We start from the raw sequence: 17,573 nt of genomic DNA, 5'->3' as shown, positions 1-17,573 counted from the left end.
TCTTATTGCGCCCGTTACGGGTGCAGATATTATGCAATTATCGCCGAAGCGGTATTTAGAGCCTGTTCCACCAGGCGTAATTGGCGAAGCCAGTTTGGGTTCAAAATGGCAAGTAAAATATCCCTAATGGGATAGGCTCTTAGCCCTGCGAGGAGGGCAGAATATAAGATTCGACAACTCAGCCCCGGCTATATTGTCGCCCGCCGGCAGCATCCGCGAGGATAGCCGCAGAGGGAAGCGCGCCAGGCTTCCGGCCGCACGTGGCCTCACAGCATTTTATGCTGGGTTGAAAACTCTCGCCCGGGAAGGCCGGCGCACCGCCTGCTGCAAAAACAAAGCGTTTATTCCGGTAATCGGCTAATAAGCAAGCAAATGGTAGAGTTAAATAAAATACGCCCGGGCGGCGTGGACACCGCGTGGGCAAAGTGCGGGCGAAAAAAAACCGCCAGTGAAATGGCGGTAAATAAATGCTTGCATGGATAGATTGTGTTTTGCATTGTACGCAAAAAAAGAGTCCATCTTTCTTTACGCCTGTCGCGCACCTTAGCACCCTCTACTTCAATGAAGCTTAAACCAACCGGCTTAAAGCTTTTCCACCAGCGTTTTGAGCTGAGCGATCAGCGGATCGCGGGCCGGCTCGGCGCCGTAAGCCCAGGTAGACTGGCGCACAATCAGCGTGGTGGGCAGAAGTTCGCGAATCCGCATCTGCGGCGTCGCCATCTGCTGAGCCAGCAGCTCCACGGCCCTTTTCCCCAGCAGATCGAAATTCTGCGCGACGGTGGTCAGCGGCGGCTGGAAGTAGAGGCTATCGGCGGTATCGTCGTAGCCGGTTACCGAGATGGCGCTGCTGCCGGTGCGGTTAAGCTGCGCCAGCGCGCTGAGCACCCCCAGCGCCATCTGATCGTTGGCCACCACGATAGCGCTGATCCGCGGCTGAAGGTGCAGCAGTTCAAAGGTCTTTTGCCAGCCGCTGGCCGCGCTCCAGTCGCCGAAGACCGTCACCTCCCTGCTGATGCCCAGACGATGCAGCGCCTCGCGCCAGCTGCCGAGGCGCATTCGCGCAGAAATAGAGCTCTCCGGCCCCGCCAGCAGGCCAAACTCCCGGTGCCCGGATTCCCACAGATGACGCACGCAGGCGCCGCAGCCGTCACGGTGATCGAAGCGCACGCAGGAAACCTCGGTTTCGGGAGCGACGTCGAGAAACAGGCAGGAGATATCGGGGTTCTCGGCGGCCAGACGCTCGGCGGTGCTGCTCTCCAGCGGCAGGCTGACGATGGCCCCGCGGATATGCTGGGCGCGAAACTCGTCCAGCCGCGCCTGCAGCGAGGCATAGTCGGTCTGTTCCGGCATGGCTATCGACACCTCCAGCCGGTGCATTCCGGCATGCAGCTTCACCGCCGCGGCAATTTGCGATGGCGCATGCAGCGTCAACGAGGCGGTGATCAGCCCTATGGACGGCGCCGCCTTCCCCGCCAGCAGCTGAGCGGAGCGGTTAGGCACATAGTGCAGCGCCTGCATCGCGCGAATCACCTTGTCGCGGGTGCGGTCAGAGACCACGTCCGGGTTATTCAGCACCCGGGAGACCGTCTGCTGAGAGACTCCGGCCTCTTTCGCCACATCATCTAAGGTTGCCGAACGCCTCTGCATAGTCCTCTCCTGGTCGCCAAAATTCAGTAGGTATTGATTAAATGTATTGCGCTAACATTTTATGTCTAATTCACGACAAAAATCAGCCATAACTCCGCCATTTCGTGATCGTTAATGGGTTTCATTTCCAACGATATTGCGGCACAAGGAAAAATATCTGATAACACATTCATTCTTGTCTAGCGAATGACATTTCCTTCACTTATCCGTCAGGTATGCGTATGCAACAACACGACTCAACCGCCGCCCGCTCTCCGCTGTTCCACGAAGTGCTGGCCCGTGAAGATTGGCAAAACCAGACCATTACTCACCTTAACCGCCTGGCGGCCCACCCGACCTTTGCCAGCTGGCGAAATATCGCCGACGCGCGCGACAATCTGCCCGGCGATCGCCGTCGTCTGCTGGACGGACGGTGGCAGTTTTCCTACGCCCGCAGCCCGTTTGCCGTTGACGCCAGCTGGATCGACGCCGATCTGCCGGACAGCCGCAGCACTCAGGTTCCCTCAAACTGGCAAATGGAAGGCTACGACGCGCCGATTTATACCAACGTCCGCTATCCTATCGACACCACGCCACCGCGCGTGCCGGACGACAACCCGACGGGCTGCTACTCGCTGACCTTTACCGTTGATCCGCAGTGGCTGGCGGAGGGCCAGACCCAGGCGATCTTCGACGGCGTGAACTCGGCCTTCCACCTGTGGTGCAACGGCGAGTGGGTCGGCTACTCTCAGGACAGCCGCCTTCCCGCCGCATTTGACCTCTCGCCGTACCTGCAGCCGGGCGATAACCGCCTGTGCGTGATGGTGATGCGCTGGAGCGCCGGAAGCTGGCTGGAAGATCAGGATATGTGGCGCATGAGCGGCATTTTCCGTTCGGTGTGGCTGCTCAACAAGCCCCATCAGCACCTGAGCGACGTCCAGCTGACCCCACGGCTGGACGCGCTGTACCGCGACGGCGAGCTGGCCGTGGATCTGACCATTGCCGCGCCTGCCGGGGAGCTCGAGGCGCTGATCGCCGAAGTCAGCCTGTGGCAAGGAGATAAACAGGTTGCCAGCATCCGCCAGCGCCCCGGCTCGCCGGTCATCGACGAGCGCGGTAACTATGCCGAACGGGCCAGCCTGACCCTGGCGGTCGAGCGCCCGGCGCTGTGGAGTGCCGAAACGCCGCACTGCTACCGCGCGGTGGTCTCGCTGTGGCAAGGCGATCGGCTGATTGAAGCGGAAGCCTGGGACATCGGTTTCCGCCGGGTCGAAATAAGTAACGGGCTTTTGCTGCTTAACGGCAAACCGCTGCTGATCCGCGGCGTTAACCGCCATGAGCACCATCACCAGCGCGGCCAGGTGGTGACCGAAGAGGATATGCTGCAGGATATCCTGCTGATGAAGCAGAACAACTTTAACGCCGTGCGCTGCTCGCACTATCCGAACGTCTCCCGCTGGTACGAACTCTGCAACCGCTACGGACTGTACGTGGTCGATGAGGCCAATATCGAAACCCACGGCATGGTGCCGATGAACCGCCTTTCCGACGACCCGTCGTGGCTGCCGGCGTTTAGCGCCCGCGTGACGCGAATGGTGCAAAGCAACCGCAACCATCCGTCGATTATTATCTGGTCGTTGGGCAATGAATCCGGCGGCGGCGACAACCATCAAGCCCTCTATCACTGGCTCAAGCGCAACGATCCTTCGCGGCCGGTGCAGTATGAAGGTGGCGGAGCGGATAGCAGCGCCACCGATATTATCTGCCCGATGTACGCCCGCGTTGAGCGCGATCAGCTCATTCCGGCGGTGCCGAAATGGGGCATCAAAAAGTGGATCAGCATGCCGGGCGAGCAGCGCCCGCTGATCCTCTGTGAATACGCGCACGCCATGGGCAATAGCCTGGGCAACTTCGCCGACTACTGGCAGGCGTTCCGCGAATATCCACGCCTGCAGGGCGGTTTCATCTGGGACTGGGCAGATCAGGCTATTAGCAAAACCTTCGAAGACGGCAGCACCGGCTGGGCCTACGGCGGTGATTTTGGCGATAAACCCAACGACCGTCAGTTCTGCATGAACGGGCTGGTTTTCCCCGACCGCCGCCCGCACCCGTCGCTCATCGAGGCCAAACACGCCCAGCAGTTCTTCCAGTTCGCGCTGCTGGCTCAGTCGCCGCTGCGGGTCAGCGTCAATAGTGAATACCTGTTCCACGCGACAAATAATGAAGAACTGCGCTGGCAGGTGCAGTCAGCGGGCGAAACCGTCGCCAGCGGCAGCACCGCCCTCGATCTCATCCCGCAGGGCGAGGCGGAGCTGACGCTGTGCGATACCCTGACCCTGCCTGCGGGAGCAAAAGAGGTCTGGCTGCTGCTGGAGGTGGTTCAGCCGCAGGCTACCGCCTGGTCGCCGGCCGAACACCGCGTCGCCTGGCAGCAGTTTGCCCTCGCCGCCCCGCTGGCGCTCGCCAAACCGGCGCCTGCCGGCAGCGCGCCGACGCTGGAGATCGATGAGTCGATCTACGTCGTTAGCCTGGGATCGCAGCAGTGGACCGTCGATCGGCAAAGCGGGCTGCTCAGCCAGTGGCGCGCCGACGGCGTGGAGCAGCTGCTGACCCCGCTGCGCGACCAGTTTGTTCGCGCCCCGCTGGATAACGATATCGGCGTCAGCGAAGTCGAACGCATTGACCCTAACGCCTGGGTTGAGCGCTGGAAAAGCGCCGGGCTGTACGACCTTGAAGCGCGCTGCGTTCGCTGCGAAGCCCAGCGTCTGGCCCATGAGGTGGTCATCGACAGCCGCTGGCACTACCTGCGCGGCGATGAAGTGGTCATCGTCAGCAGCTGGCGTATGACCTTTGATAGCGAAGGCCGCTTACACCTGGCGGTGGACGGCGAGCGCGCCGGTACCCTGCCGCCGCTGCCGCGAGTCGGCCTCAACTTCCAGGTCGCCGATCAGCAGCAGCCGGTCTCGTGGCTCGGCTACGGCCCGCATGAAAACTACCCGGATCGCCGCAGCAGCGCGGAGTTCTCCCGCTGGCAGCTGCCCCTTGCGGAGATGAGCACGCCGTACATCTTCCCCACCGAGAACGGCCTGCGCTGCGATAGCAAAGCGCTGGACTGGGGACGCTGGCACGTCGCGGGCAACTTCCACTTCTCGGTGCAACCCTACGGTACCGCGCAGCTGATGGCGACCGACCACTGGCACCTGATGCGCCCGGAGAGCGGCGTCTGGATCACCCTCGACGGCCGGCATATGGGCGTCGGCGGCGATGACTCCTGGACCCCGAGCGTTCTGCCGCAGTGGCTGCTGCAGGAGACGCAGTGGCAGTATCAGATAAGCATTCATTTCCAGTAATAAACCCGGAATAATCGGGCTACGCCGCGGGTGATTCAGCAAGCGAATCGCCCGCCGGCCGCCTGGTTCATAACGGTATAAACCCGGAATAATTCGAGTTGCAGGCAGGGATCCCGACGGCTTACCGACGTCAGCGGTGGGGATGAGCGAGGAAAAGCAGCGCACATGCAACCTGAAGTATGAGCGGTATAAACGGGGCGTCACGCCCCAACCCTACAGGCATAATAAAAATGGAATCTCTTTATGAAATTCTCTGAACTCGCGCCGCGAGAACGGCATAACTTTATCTATTTCATGCTGTTCTTTTTCTTCTATTACTTCATTATGTCGGCCTATTTCCCCTTTTTCCCGGTGTGGCTGGCGGACGTTAACCATTTAACCAAAACGGAAACCGGGATCGTCTTCTCCTCAATTTCGCTGTTCGCCATTATCTGCCAACCGATATTTGGCCTGATCTCTGACAAGCTCGGACTGCGCAAGCATCTGCTGTGGACAATCGTGGTGTTATTAATTCTGTTCGCCCCGTTCTTTATATTCGTCTTTTCGCCGCTGCTGCAGATGAATATTTTCGTCGGTGCGCTGGTGGGCGGCGTCTATCTGGGGATCGTCTTTTCCAGCGGCTCCGGTGCGGTCGAGGCCTATATCGAACGCGTCAGCCGCGCCAACCGGTTTGAATACGGCAAGGTGCGCGTAGCCGGCTGCGTCGGCTGGGCTATCTGCGCGTCGATTACCGGGATCCTGTTTGGCATCGACCCGAATATTACCTTCTGGATTGCCTCAGGCTTCGCGCTGGCACTCGGCGTGCTGCTGTGGTTTTCTCGTCCGGAAAGCAGCAACAGCGCCCAGGTGATGGACGCGCTGGGCGCCAACCGCCAGGCCTTCTCGCTGCGCGTTGCCGCCGAGCTGCTGCGCATGCCGCGGTTCTGGGGATTTATTATCTACGTGGTCGGCGTTGCCAGCGTTTATGACGTCTTCGATCAGCAGTTTGCTAACTTCTTTAAAGGCTTCTTCTCCAGCCCGCAGCGCGGAACCGAAGTCTTTGGTTTTGTCACCACCGGCGGCGAGCTGCTGAATGCGCTGGTTATGTTCTGCGCTCCGGCGATTGTTAACCGCATCGGGGCGAAAAATGCGCTGCTGACCGCGGGGATAATTATGTCGGTGCGCATTCTCGGTTCCTCATTCGCCACCAGCGCGGTCGAAGTGGTGATATTAAAAATGCTGCATATGTTTGAAGTTCCGTTCCTGCTGGTCGGCACCTTCAAATATATCTCTTCCGCCTTTAACCCGAAGCTCTCCGCCACCCTGTTCCTGATCGGCTTTAACTTATCAAAACAGCTCTCCGGCGTGGTGCTGTCGGCGTGGGTGGGACGCATGTACGACACGGTGGGATTCCATCAGGCCTATCTGATCCTCGGATCGATTACGCTGTGCTTTACGCTTATTTCGCTGTTTACCCTCAAAGGCAGCAAAACCCTGCTGCCGGCCCCGGGATATAACAACGCCGTCTGAGGCATAACGCCCGCCGCACGGCGGGCTTTCAGCGCCTGATCCGGGTCTCGCCGCCGCTGTTTTCCAGTTCGTAAATTTGGCTTTCCGCCAGCGACGAGATGAGCTCGGTCAGCTCCGCCGAGTGGCTGGTCAGCCAGATTTGGCTATAGCGCGATGCTTCAACGATCAGCCGCGCCAGCGCCGGGAACATCTGCCGGTGCAGGCTGTTTTCCGGCTCGTTAATCGCCAGAAATGCCGGCGGCCTTGGGCTCAGCAGCGCCACCGCCAGGCACAGAAAGCGCAGGGTGCCGTCAGACATTTCCGCCGCCAGCAGCGGCCGGTAAATGCCGTCGCGGCGCATCTTTATCGAAAAGCGCGAATTTTCATTTTCACAGAAGAAACGGCACTCCGGAAAGGCGCTCTCGAGGATTTCGTGCAGCAGCTCCACGGCGCCAATTTCGACAATGGTCTGAAACGCGGCGGCCAGGTTGTGCCCGTCGCTATCCAGCACCAGCGAGCGATAGCCCACCGCCGGATGGCGCAGTGCGGAGTGGCGGCCAATATTGAATTCGTGATAAAAGCGCCACTGGCGCATGGTCTCCCGGACCCGGGATATTTCCGGGAAGCGGTGCGGTTCACCAAGCTGGCCGAAGATCGATTCATTCTCGTAGATAGCTTCGGTAAAGGTGTTTTTCTCGCCGTTTACGTCAATCAGAAACGCCGCCTGATTTTTACGCTGCAGCACTCTGGCCGAGGGGCGGCGGGAGAAGCCGGCCAGCCAGATAGACTCCTCTTTCACAATCGGATCGAGCATGAACTGGGTGGGATACGGCAGCTTTTCCGGAAATCCGACCTGCAGCTCATAGTCGAACTGTTCCGTCAGGCAGGCGATCTGCAGCCGCTTCGGGTAGCGGGCCGTGGGCGCGCTCTTTCCCGACCACATGATGTTTTCGAGGCCGCCTTCATCGCTGATATAGCTGGAAAATTTGCCGTCAGCTGAGGCGGTGAGCAGATGGATGGCCTTGTAGATATTGGACTTGCCGCAGCCGTTCGGCCCGAAGACGATATTCAGCGCCCCCAGATCCAGTTCGATATCCCTTACCGATCTGAAATTTTGTATGCGCAGATGGTGGATCATGGAGCTCCCTAAGATCGCGAAATCATTTGCTGCCGCCGGGAAAACGCCGCCTGAGCGGACGACGATCGGCCGTCCGGCGCAGGCTCAGCACAGCGATTTCTTCATACCCCGGGTCAGCGCAACTCTGGTTAGTTTATCCGTGTCGTCATGAGTATCGCTAAACACGCCAAAAAAGTAACGCTCATTATCGATAGTCTGCGACACGATCCGATAGCTCAGCGGCTGCCCGGATTTCGCGCCATATTGCGCGGCGGTGACGGAAAGTTCCGTCGCGGTATCGGCGACGCTGACCAGTAGGCCATCCGCCTTGCCCCCCACCAGCATGACCTTAATTAGCGGGTCCACCATGTTCCTCCCGGATTGGGGTCAATGATTAACGTTCGATAGCCGACCGCTGGTAGCAATAACGCTACCTTCAGTACATTCTTATAGTTCATACCGGCCTTAAATAAAAAAACTCTTTCTTATACTGAGCTAAGTATTGATTATTGCGACTAAAAGCTGACGAATGATGAAGGAAAAAAGAGAAATTGTGAATCTTCACAACTCTTATTTCGCATTATTTTCAGGTGCGGGCTGCGCCCATAGCAGCGTGAAGAAATAAAAACTAAGGAACAGTCACCAAAATGCGCCACTCTCTTTTTGCCCCGCTCCTCCTGCTCGCCCTATTCGCCCTGCCCGCCCGGGCTCATGACGCGACGGTAAACCAGGTCAAAGCCGCTGAGCGCCAGCTCAAGGCCAGAGTAGGTTACGCGGAGCTGGATTTAGCCAGCGGCCGGCTGCTGGCAAGCTATCGCCCCGGCGAGCGTTTCCCGATGATGAGCACCTTTAAAGTGCCGCTCTGTGCGGCGGTACTGGCGCGCGTGGATGCCGGAGAGGAGAAGCTCGACCGCCGCGTCCGCTACCGTCAGCAGGATCTGGTTGACTACTCCCCGGTGACCGAAAAGCATCTCGCCGACGGCATGACGGTAGCCGGGCTATGCGCTGCGGCAATCACTCTTAGCGATAACACCGCCGCTAACCTGCTGCTGGCGAGCGTCGGCGGCCCGAAGGGGTTGACCGCCTTCCTGCGCCGCAGCGGAGACCAGACTTCGCGCCTCGACCGCTGGGAGACCGAGCTTAACGAGGCCCTGCCCGGCGACGCGCGTGATACCACCACTCCGCAGGCGATGGCAAAAACCTTGCGCAATCTGCTCACCGGGAGCGTGCTCTCCGCCGCATCGCGACAGCAGCTGCGCAGCTGGATGGTTGACGATAAGGTCGCCGGCCCGCTGCTGCGCTCGACGCTGCCGCACGGCTGGTTTATCGCTGACAAAACCGGCGCGGGCAACCGCGGGTCGCGCGGTATTATCGCCGCCCTCGGCCCGGACGGGCAGCCCGCACGCATCGTTATTATTTATTTAACCGGCACCGAGGCCTCGATGAAAGAGCGGAACCGGCAGATTGCCGGGATCGGCGAGACGCTGGTTAAGCACTGGTAAGGCAGGCGCTGTCGCTGGCGAGGCGGCAGCGGCCAACGGACGCCCGTCGCGCCTGGCGAGCATAACGGGCATATGACTGCTGCCCGCGCCACGACGTGGACGCGTCTGCTCAACAGTCAGCAGGTTTAAGCCGAGTCCGCCAATCTGGAAAGTTATGTAAATCATTATTTTTTATTACATTACATCTATAGGGAGTCAGTTCTTCGCTGCCGTACTGCACATTTAAGTTTTCAGTAACCGCAAAAAATAGGTGGTTATAAAGCAAGCTATTTTCTCTCCAATGGTATATGGTTAGTAACCGCTCACCAGGACAAATATCATGTCTATTCTCAAAGATAAGGTACATACATTGCGACCGTTAAAAAGTACCTGCCCGCACTGCTCTCGCCAGTCAATGCATAGCCTGTCGAGAATTAAAAACGATATAACATTAATCTGCCCCTACTGCGGCAATATTTTCCTTCCTTCTGAAAGTAAACCAATCAAATAACTGATTGATGACCCGCCAGCTGAAGTTTGAGTCCGCTCTCAGGCTTCAGTAAATAGAAAGCTCAAGCGCAATACCTTATTTTGGATCAGGATCGGCTCATTGAGGCGGCCCCTTCAACTGATCAGCCATATCACCGATATCGCCGGACGCCCGGCGGCGGCCCCCTTCGGGCGATCGACATGTCCGTCCTCTTCAGCGGATGCCAACGTCAACGCTCCACACAATAGCCCTGAAGAAACATCTTTTTCCAACCACAGAATGAATATCGTTCTGTCGGCACAAATAAAAAAGCTGCCGCAGGGCAGCCTTAAACTAATAAGAGTCGATTAATATCGCTTCATTGTATTGATCGGTGTTCTTTCCGACCAGTCAGGCCGCTCACCAGCCATAATCGCGCGCTGTTGCGATGGCGTCACCGACTGGGTTATTTCAGGCATTGGCTTGTAAACAGGCTTTGTCGCTGGAGCAATCGCAATATCAGAACTACAACCAGATAGCAGGAAAATAGCCAGTGCAGATATATTAAACTTAATCATTTTCAACCCTTCCATTGGGATAAAATATTACAGAAATGCTGTGGTGCCGGGTGCCTCCCGGTGAGCCTTTGCCTGACCGACTATGACCCGCGTTATCATCAGCTGGCAATACCTTCTGCGACATTACCTGGTCAGTACGCCCCTCCGCATAGGGGGATTCACCACATAGTAAAATTATCCAGTAGATAATAATTTCGTCAATCTATTTCACGGGATTGCCGCATAAGAAACGCGCCGTAGCGGATTGAAATGATAGCGATTTTTAGCCGTCATACGCTGGGCGCACGGGTCACCGGCAGGTCAATCCACTCGCCGGGAAACGGAGAAAAAAAGTGTGACATTGATCAAAAACAAAAAATCATTATGTCAAAGGTGTATTTGTATTACATCCGCTTGTGAACTACGGACCTGATTGTTAAGCGGATTTTTTATACCCAGACATTAAGAGGAGAAATAACCATGATCACTTATGATCGTAATCGTAACCCTATTACCAATGGCAGCCGGGTTATGATTAATGGGACTCGTAGAACAGGTAAGATCGTTGCCATACATTCTAATGGGTTAACTCCAGCCCAGTTGCGCCGCGGTAAAACCGTCGAAGTGGAAGGCTGTGAAGGCCAGTTTGAACCCGTTGAACTGATTCGCCTCGGTTTCCACTAACGATAAGAATGCCGCTGAGGCGGCATTCATGAATCAAACAGATTTAATTAAAGTCTCTGCCCATCATCGTATTCTTCACACAGGCAAGGCTTAGGCTAACCGACGCGCATTCCCCCCTCATTCCCGTATTCAAATGAACTCATTGTCGCCCTGTAGCGCCACTCTGAATATGGCAAGTATTTTGCAAAATCACCTCTTACTAAGATGCAAATGGCAGGAGGTGATGATGTTTCGGAAAATTTCCCCGAGCGAACAAGGGCTAATGACGTTGCTGAAACTGGGGCGACTATGTTGGTGCGACCCGCTTGGCCCCCCGCCGCCTGCATATGCAAACAACAGCAGCTACTTTCGGTACGTGGGACTACATCCGAATCGAATAGATATCGATGAGCAGACGCTGCTCCGCTGGGCGGAAAACGCAGAGTTATACGAATATATGAAAGAAAAACTCAACGCCCCGCCCACAGAGAAATGGGGCTAGAACAATCCTGTTTTTCGCCCTGCCGATAAGATTGCTCCGTACGTCATTTAGACAATCCCCCCCAGAGAATGGCTGTGGGGTTTGGAGCGATGAATTGACTTACTGCGTTCCCTTGACGATCTGCGAACGGGTCGGGGTGCGCATCATTGCACCTTAACAGTGCAATGATGGACGGTTGAAGGATTCCCGGTGGCCCTGGGCACTCAGCCCGCGATTTTCCAGCATCGGTTCAATCTGCGGATCGTGCCCGCGCCACTGGCGATAAAGTTCAGCTAAATCCGTGCTGTTGCCGCGAGACAGAATAGCCTCGCGGAAGCGCTGGCCGTTTTCGCGGGTCAGGCCGCCCTGCTCAACAAACCACTGATAGCCATCGTCCGCCAGCATCTGCGTCCACAGATAGGCGTAATAGCCCGCGGCATAGCCGCCGCCGAAAATATGCGAAAAATAGCTGCTGCGATAGCGCGGCGGTACGGCGGCAAGATCGCACTTCTCCGCGCGCAGGGCCGCGGCTTCAAAGGCGTCCACGTCCTGCGGGACCTTCGCCGACGCCAGGCTATGCCAGTGCATATCCAGCATCGCCGCCGCCAGCAGCTCGCTCATGTCGTAGCCTTTATTAAACTTCGCTGCCCGGTACATGCTCTCGCGCAGCGCGTCGGGCATCGCCTCCCCGGTTTGATAATGACGCGCGTAGCGGGCAAATACCTGCGGCTCGCTGGCCCAGTGCTCAAAGATTTGCGACGGAAACTCGACAAAATCGCGCGGGGTATTGGTTCCCGACAGGCTGGCATAGCGCTGGCTGGCAAACAGCCCGTGCAGCGCGTGGCCGAATTCGTGGAATAAGGTGATGGTTTCATCCCACGACAGCAGCGCGCTGCGGCCCGAACCGGGCTTTTGATAGTTACAGACGTTGTAGATAACCGGCAGCTGCCGCAGCTCCGTGGACTGCTCAACGAACACGTCCATCCACGCGCCGCCGCTTTTTGAATCTCGCGCGTAATAGTCGCCGTAAAATAGCGCCATTCCGGCGCCGTTAGCGTCGAAAATTTCCCACACCCGCACGTCCGGATGATAGACAGGAATGTCGAAGCGTTCGACGAAGCGCAGGCCAAACAGCTGCGATGCGGTCCAGAATACGCCGTCCAGCAGCACGCGATCGAGCGCAAAATAGGGTTTTAGCTGCGCCTCATCGATAGCGAACCTGGCGCGCCGCACCTGCTCCGCATAGTACGGCCAGTCCCAGGCGGCGGCGGTGAAATCCTCGCCTTCATCATCAATAACCTGCTGAATATCCGCCAGCTCCTGCTCCGCCCTTGCTCGCGCGGCCGGAGCAATTCGGCGCATAAACTCAAAGGCCTGGGCAGGCGTGCCCGCCATCTGATCGGCCATTGACCAGCTGGCGTAGTCAGCCGCGCCCAGCAGCTCCGCTTTCTGCGCCCGGATCGCCACCAGCTGCAGCAGCAGTTCGCGGGTATCGTTATCATCGCCCTTCTGATTGCGCGTCCAGCCTGCGGCAAACAGGTTTTCCCGGGTCTGACGACTGCGCAGCGACAGCAGCGCCGGCTGCTGGGTGGTGTTGAGCAGCGGCAGCAGCCAGCGGTCCTGGAGACCCTTTTCAGCCGCCGCCTGTGCGGCCTCGGCGATCTCCTCCGCGCTCAGCCCGTCCAGCTGGTGCAGATAATCCAGCACCAGGCCGCCGGCTTTTGCCGCGCTCAGCAGCCGCTGCTGGAACTGGCTCTGCAGCGCCGCGGCCTGAGTATTCAGCGCCCGCAGCACCGATTTCTGCTCTTCGGCCAGCCGCGCGCCGGCCAGCAGAAACCGCTGCCAGGTGACCTCAAGCAGGCGCCGGGACTCCGCATCGATCTGCAGATGCTCACGATCCTCCCATACGCGCTGCACGCGCTCAAACAGCGCCGTGTTAAGCCAGATATCGTTGCCCGCCTGCGCCAGCTCGGCGGAAAACTGCTCATCAAGCTGCTGCAGTAGCGGATTGGTATGCGCCCCGGCCATCGCAAAAAAGACCCGGGTTACGCGTGACAGCAGCTGTCCGCTCAGCTCCAGCGCCACCACCGTATTGGCAAAATCCGCGGGCGCCGGATTATTCACTATCGCGGCAATCTCTTCGCGCTGGCGCCGCATGCCTTCATCGAAGGCCGGACGGTAGTGTTCATCCTCGATCAGATCGAAACGCGGCGCCTGATAGGGCAGCAGGCTGACGCTTAAAAAGGGGTTATTTTCCAACATTATTATCTCCAGGCTGCGGGCATCAGGTTAGATTAGGCAACTCGTTGATTGACCGCAATCAATTCCAGAAGTGTCGCCTGGCTGTTCCCTATTTTTCATCGCCTGTAACCGCACCAGGCGCAGTGATTTCCGTTACCGGTCCGCGTTAACGCATGCTATGGTATAACGACACAAAAGCGTTGAGGAACAGTAAGATGATTATCCTGGTTACCGGAGCAACTGCAGGTTTTGGTGAGAGTATGACCCGCCGCTTTGTCGAGAATGGGCATAAAGTGATCGCCACCGGACGTCGTGAAGAACGTCTGCAAACGCTGAAAGACGAGCTTGGTGACGGCATTTATACGGTCCAGCTCGACGTCCGTAATCGCGCGGCCATCGAAGAGATGATGGCCAGCCTGCCTGCGCAATGGCAGGCCATCGACGTGCTGGTCAATAACGCCGGTCTGGCGCTGGGGCTGGAGCCTGCGCACAAGGCCAGCGTTGAAGACTGGGAAGACATGATCGATACCAACAACAAGGGGCTGGTCTATATGACCCGCGCCGTGCTGCCGGGGATGGTTGAGCGCAACCGCGGCCATATTATCAATATCGGCTCAACCGCCGGAAACTGGCCCTATGCGGGCGGTAACGTCTACGGGGCGACCAAAGCCTTCGTGCGTCAGTTTAGCCTCAACCTGCGTACCGACCTGCACGGCACGGCGATTCGCGTCACCGACATCGAGCCAGGGCTGGTGGGCGGCACCGAGTTTTCCAACGTCCGCTTTAAAGGCGACGACGCGAAAGCCGGCAAAGCCTACGAAAATACCCAGGCGCTGACGCCAGACGACGTCACGGAAGCCGTGTGGTGGGTCGCCAACCTGCCGAAACACGTCAATATTAATACCCTGGAAATGATGCCGGTTAGCCAAAGCTTCGCCGGCCTCAGCGTGCACCGCCAGGGCTAATCCCCTTGCCCGGCCTGCGGGCCGGGTATGGGCGCAAAGGCAAAAAACGCGTAAAATAGCGCACATAATCCATTAAAAAGTAACCATCAATGGCCGCAGAATCACAGCTCAATCCAACACAGCCGGTAAATCAGCAGATTTATCGGATCCTCCGCCGGGATATCGTCCATTGTCTGATCCCACCCGGCACGCCGCTGTCTGAAAAGGAAGTCTCCGTGCGCTTTGACGTTTCCCGTCAGCCGGTGCGCGAGGCGTTTATTAAGCTGGCGGAAAATGGCCTGATCCAAATCCGTCCGCAGCGCGGCAGCTACGTCAATAAAATATCCCTTTCGCAGGTCCGCAACGGCTGCTTCGTGCGCCAGGCCATCGAGTGCGCGGTGGTTCGTCGGGCGGCGGGAATGGTCAACAGCGAGCAAATTTATCAGCTTGAGCAAAATCTTAATCAGCAGCGCACGGCGGTTGAACGCCAGCAGCTCAATGATTTCTTCCAGCTGGACGATGAGTTTCATCAGAAGCTGTCGCTCATTGCCGACTGCCAGCTTGCCTGGGACACCGTGGAGAATATTAAGGCGACGATTGACCGGGTGCGCTATATGAGTCTCGATCACATCAGCTCGCCGGAAATGCTGCTGCGTCAGCATCACCAAATTTTCAAGGCGCTGGAAAATCGCGATGCCGATGCGGTAGACGCGGCGATGCATCTGCACCTGCACGAAATAAGCGAGTCGGTACTATTAATTCGCCAGGAAAACCGCGACTGGTTTAGCGAGGAGTAGTTGCGCTAGCGGCAGGCGCACTCTCCTGCCGCGAAAGATGCAGACCGGGCCGTTATCGAACCACCAGCACCGGTATTTTAGCGTAGCGTAAAATAGACTCGGCGTTAGAGCCCAGCAGATGGGTGGAAATACCCGGTTTGCGCGAGCCGACAACAATCACGTCATACTCATCGCTATTGCTGATAGCTAATATTTCATCACGCACGTTGCCAAACACGACCCGGGTATGAAGACGCTCTGGCGGAATTGAAAACAAACGCGAGAGGGACTTCATTTTTTTCTCCGATTCCTCTTTCATAAAAGCTTCGAATTTATGAATATCGGCTGCAAAACCGCGCAGAATAGAACGACCGCTGTTTGGCAGGACGTTTAATAACGTAATTTCGCCGTTTTCCGCTGAGGCTAAAAATTCAGCGTGACGTACCGCCTTATCGCTTAAATCCATTTCAAAAACATCTACAGGCAATAAAATTTTTTTGTACATAGCCCGCTCTCCTTTTTCCCGAGGAAGTGTATTTCAGTAGCCTCACTATGCCATAAACATTCTAAATGGAGAACAAACAATCGGTCTAATAAATACATAAGCCATTAAAACAAACACCGCATATATTTATTTATCTGTGGATAGCTATAGTTATGTATATTCAATGGCGCGGATCATATTTATTGCGGAAAAAGTGAAGATCGGCGGAATGACGTATGGGCAAGGCGCGCTGGCGAACGCCGTTCGCCAAAGCCGGGTCAATGCCGCCGGAGCCGGCGGCATTGAAGCGAGATTACTGCGCCAGCGCCCAAGCCGCAACGGTCGCCTTAGCCCCCCGGCGCTGCAGCGAGAGATAGGCCTGAGTCACCGCATCGACAAAGCGCGGATCCTGCGCCAGGCTGGCGCCAAAGATAGCCTCGATACCGAGCAGCGCGTTCACCCGCGCTTCGCCATCGGCGCTCGCGCGCACGGCCTGCTGAATCACCGGCAGCAGCGGGTCGCAAATCTCAATCGCCTCGCCCCGGTCGTCGACGCCGCCAACGTAGCGCATCCAGCCGGCTACGCCCAGCGCCAGCAGGCTAAAATCGCTCCGCTGCGCCAGATGCCAGCGTACCGAATCCAGCATTCTCTGCGGCAGCTTCTGGCTGCCGTCCATCGCAATCTGCCACGTCCGGTGCTGAAGCGCCGGATTGCTATAGCGTTCGATCAGCAGCCCGGCGTAGCGAGCCAGATCAACGCCCTGCACTTTCAGCGTCGGCGCCTGTTCGTTGAGCATCAGGCTGCGGGCGGCGCGAAGATAGTTCTCGTCCTGCATACAGTCGTTAATGTGCTGATACCCGGCAAGGTAGCCGAGATAAGCGAGGAAGGAGTGGCTACCGTTGAGCATGCGCAGCTTCATCTCTTCAAACGGCACAACGTCGGCCACCAGCTCGGCGCCCGCCTTTTCCCATTCCGGGCGTCCGGCGACAAAATTATCCTCAATGACCCACTGACGGAACGGCTCGCAGGCGACGCCGGCCGGATCGCGCACGCCGGTCAGCTGTTCGATTTTATCCAGGGTCGCAGGGGTCACTGCCGGAACGATGCGATCGACCATCGTTGACGGGAAGGTCACGTTAGCGGCGATCCAGTCGGCAAGCTCGCTATCGATAGCCCGCGCCAGGGCGCAGACCACGTTGCGCAATACGTGCCCGTTTTCCGGCATATTGTCGCAGGACATCACGCTGAATGCCGGTAAACCGGCGGCTTTACGACGCGCCAGCGCTTCCACGATAACGCCGGGCGCAGACTTCGGCTGATGCGGGTTTTGGACATCGGCGACAATCAGCGGATGATCCAGCTGCAGCCTACCGGTGGCCGGTGAATGGCAGTAGCCCTTTTCCGTGATGGTCAGCGAAACAATCGCCACCTGCGGTTCACACATTTTTGCCAGCACGCTTTCCAGCCCTGCAACCTGCGCATGCATCGCCTGCTTCACGACGCCGACCACCCGCGCGGTCCAGGCATCCGCCGACATTTCAGCGACGGTATACAGCAGGTCCTGCTGCTGCAGATCGGCAATTTGCTGCTCGCCGCCAATCAGGTTTACTTCGGTATATCCCCAGTCGCTGCCGTGTTCCGCGGCCAGAATATCGGCATAGACCGCCTGGTGCGCGCGGTGAAAGGCGCCAAAACCGAGGTGAACGATACGGGAAATCAGTTTTGTACGATCGTAGTCAGGAAGTGCAGCCTTTGCCGCCAATAGCTTGTTTTGCATTATATAACCTACTTATAAATGAAATCAGGACTGTCTCAGAGTAACGCCTGTATGGTTGTATGTTTTGATTTGAATTAAGTTTTGCAGTATTGGTATGACATCATTTTGAAGTTATGTAC

At 57.4% G+C, this 17,573-nt stretch carries 14 protein-coding genes; 7 read left to right on the top strand and 7 right to left on the bottom strand.

Translation table 11 applies throughout. The features are described 5' to 3' along the window. Positions 1-582: 582 nt before the first annotated feature. Positions 583-1,647, bottom strand: a complete 1,065-nt coding sequence (locus EDF75_RS12715; RefSeq protein ID WP_133599652.1) for a LacI family DNA-binding transcriptional regulator — start codon at positions 1,645-1,647, stop codon at positions 583-585. A gap of 221 nt (positions 1,648-1,868) precedes the next feature. Here EDF75_RS12715 and EDF75_RS12710 point away from each other — a divergent pair, with 221 nt between their 5' ends. Both EDF75_RS12710 and EDF75_RS12705 read left to right on the top strand, forming a co-directional pair. Beyond that, complete coding sequence (locus EDF75_RS12710) at positions 1,869-4,976, top strand: beta-galactosidase (RefSeq protein WP_133599651.1); 3,108 nt, start codon at positions 1,869-1,871, stop codon at positions 4,974-4,976. A gap of 243 nt (positions 4,977-5,219) precedes the next feature. Then, complete coding sequence (locus EDF75_RS12705) at positions 5,220-6,485, top strand: MFS transporter (RefSeq protein WP_133599650.1); 1,266 nt, start codon at positions 5,220-5,222, stop codon at positions 6,483-6,485. Between the two features lie 28 nt (positions 6,486-6,513). Here the strand turns inward: EDF75_RS12705 and EDF75_RS12700 are convergent, their stop codons facing one another. Together EDF75_RS12700 and EDF75_RS12695 are read right to left on the bottom strand one after the other, a co-directional pair. Further along, the gene (locus EDF75_RS12700; RefSeq protein ID WP_133599649.1) at positions 6,514-7,602 is read right to left on the bottom strand and encodes an AAA family ATPase; all 1,089 of its coding nucleotides are present in this window, start codon (positions 7,600-7,602) and stop codon (positions 6,514-6,516) included. A gap of 84 nt (positions 7,603-7,686) precedes the next feature. Further along, positions 7,687-7,947: a hypothetical protein gene (locus EDF75_RS12695; protein ID WP_045859573.1), complete on the bottom strand. Its 261-nt coding sequence runs from the start codon at positions 7,945-7,947 to the stop codon at positions 7,687-7,689. A gap of 281 nt (positions 7,948-8,228) precedes the next feature. Here EDF75_RS12695 and blaTER point away from each other — a divergent pair, with 281 nt between their 5' ends. Continuing rightward, on the top strand, positions 8,229-9,083 hold the full coding sequence (gene blaTER, locus EDF75_RS12690) for a TER family class A beta-lactamase (RefSeq protein ID WP_133599648.1): 855 nt from the start codon (positions 8,229-8,231) through the stop codon (positions 9,081-9,083). 319 nt (positions 9,084-9,402) lie between these two features. After that, entirely contained in the window at positions 9,403-9,573 is a 171-nt protein-coding gene (locus EDF75_RS27620) for a YnfU family zinc-binding protein (protein WP_220432782.1), read from the top strand. A gap of 326 nt (positions 9,574-9,899) precedes the next feature. Here EDF75_RS27620 and EDF75_RS12685 read toward each other — a convergent pair whose 3' ends face one another. Continuing rightward, on the bottom strand, positions 9,900-10,109 hold the full coding sequence (locus EDF75_RS12685; RefSeq protein ID WP_133599647.1) for a hypothetical protein: 210 nt from the start codon (positions 10,107-10,109) through the stop codon (positions 9,900-9,902). Between the two features lie 459 nt (positions 10,110-10,568). Here EDF75_RS12685 and ydfZ point away from each other — a divergent pair, with 459 nt between their 5' ends. After that, a complete protein-coding gene (gene ydfZ / locus EDF75_RS12680) occupies positions 10,569-10,772 on the top strand; it encodes a putative selenium delivery protein YdfZ (protein ID WP_133599646.1) in 204 nt (67 codons plus the stop codon). A 634-nt stretch (positions 10,773-11,406) separates the two neighbouring features. On the opposite strand, the gene dcp is transcribed toward ydfZ, so the two are convergent. After that, positions 11,407-13,494 (bottom strand): peptidyl-dipeptidase Dcp, encoded by a 2,088-nt coding sequence (gene dcp / locus EDF75_RS12675; RefSeq protein WP_133599645.1) that lies wholly within the window; start codon positions 13,492-13,494, stop codon positions 11,407-11,409. A gap of 194 nt (positions 13,495-13,688) precedes the next feature. Here dcp and ydfG point away from each other — a divergent pair, with 194 nt between their 5' ends. Together ydfG and EDF75_RS12665 are read left to right on the top strand one after the other, a co-directional pair. Then, complete coding sequence (gene ydfG, locus EDF75_RS12670) at positions 13,689-14,438, top strand: bifunctional NADP-dependent 3-hydroxy acid dehydrogenase/3-hydroxypropionate dehydrogenase YdfG (protein ID WP_133599644.1); 750 nt, start codon at positions 13,689-13,691, stop codon at positions 14,436-14,438. 89 nt (positions 14,439-14,527) lie between these two features. After that, on the top strand, positions 14,528-15,214 hold the full coding sequence (locus tag EDF75_RS12665; protein WP_041145734.1) for a GntR family transcriptional regulator: 687 nt from the start codon (positions 14,528-14,530) through the stop codon (positions 15,212-15,214). Positions 15,215-15,266: 52 nt separating this feature from the next. On the opposite strand, the gene EDF75_RS12660 is transcribed toward EDF75_RS12665, so the two are convergent. Both EDF75_RS12660 and EDF75_RS12655 read right to left on the bottom strand, forming a co-directional pair. Then, on the bottom strand, positions 15,267-15,698 hold the full coding sequence (locus EDF75_RS12660; RefSeq protein ID WP_133599643.1) for a universal stress protein: 432 nt from the start codon (positions 15,696-15,698) through the stop codon (positions 15,267-15,269). A gap of 292 nt (positions 15,699-15,990) precedes the next feature. Then, entirely contained in the window at positions 15,991-17,454 is a 1,464-nt protein-coding gene (locus tag EDF75_RS12655; protein ID WP_133599642.1) for a mannitol dehydrogenase family protein, read from the bottom strand. Positions 17,455-17,573 lie beyond the last annotated feature (119 nt).

The organism is Klebsiella sp. BIGb0149 (genome assembly GCF_004362605.1).
In the GTDB taxonomy this organism is placed as follows: domain Bacteria; phylum Pseudomonadota; class Gammaproteobacteria; order Enterobacterales; family Enterobacteriaceae; genus Klebsiella; species Klebsiella terrigena.
This window is presented reverse-complemented; position numbering and strand designations above follow the sequence as displayed.

Excerpts from the sequence above, each read along its gene's own strand:
- EDF75_RS12715 (WP_133599652.1), bottom strand. The coding sequence starts at position 1,647 with ATGCAGAGGCGTTCGGCAACCTTAGATGATGTGGCGAAAGAGGCCGGA.
- EDF75_RS12710 (WP_133599651.1), top strand. The coding sequence starts at position 1,869 with ATGCAACAACACGACTCAACCGCCGCCCGCTCTCCGCTGTTCCACGAA.
- EDF75_RS12705 (WP_133599650.1), top strand. The coding sequence starts at position 5,220 with ATGAAATTCTCTGAACTCGCGCCGCGAGAACGGCATAACTTTATCTAT.
- EDF75_RS12700 (WP_133599649.1), bottom strand. The coding sequence starts at position 7,602 with ATGATCCACCATCTGCGCATACAAAATTTCAGATCGGTAAGGGATATC.
- blaTER (WP_133599648.1), top strand. The coding sequence starts at position 8,229 with ATGCGCCACTCTCTTTTTGCCCCGCTCCTCCTGCTCGCCCTATTCGCC.
- EDF75_RS27620 (WP_220432782.1), top strand. The coding sequence starts at position 9,403 with ATGTCTATTCTCAAAGATAAGGTACATACATTGCGACCGTTAAAAAGT.
- EDF75_RS12685 (WP_133599647.1), bottom strand. The coding sequence starts at position 10,109 with ATGATTAAGTTTAATATATCTGCACTGGCTATTTTCCTGCTATCTGGT.
- ydfZ (WP_133599646.1), top strand. The coding sequence starts at position 10,569 with ATGATCACTTATGATCGTAATCGTAACCCTATTACCAATGGCAGCCGG.
- dcp (WP_133599645.1), bottom strand. The coding sequence starts at position 13,494 with ATGTTGGAAAATAACCCCTTTTTAAGCGTCAGCCTGCTGCCCTATCAG.
- ydfG (WP_133599644.1), top strand. The coding sequence starts at position 13,689 with ATGATTATCCTGGTTACCGGAGCAACTGCAGGTTTTGGTGAGAGTATG.
- EDF75_RS12665 (WP_041145734.1), top strand. The coding sequence starts at position 14,528 with ATGGCCGCAGAATCACAGCTCAATCCAACACAGCCGGTAAATCAGCAG.
- EDF75_RS12660 (WP_133599643.1), bottom strand. The coding sequence starts at position 15,698 with ATGTACAAAAAAATTTTATTGCCTGTAGATGTTTTTGAAATGGATTTA.
- EDF75_RS12655 (WP_133599642.1), bottom strand. The coding sequence starts at position 17,454 with ATGCAAAACAAGCTATTGGCGGCAAAGGCTGCACTTCCTGACTACGAT.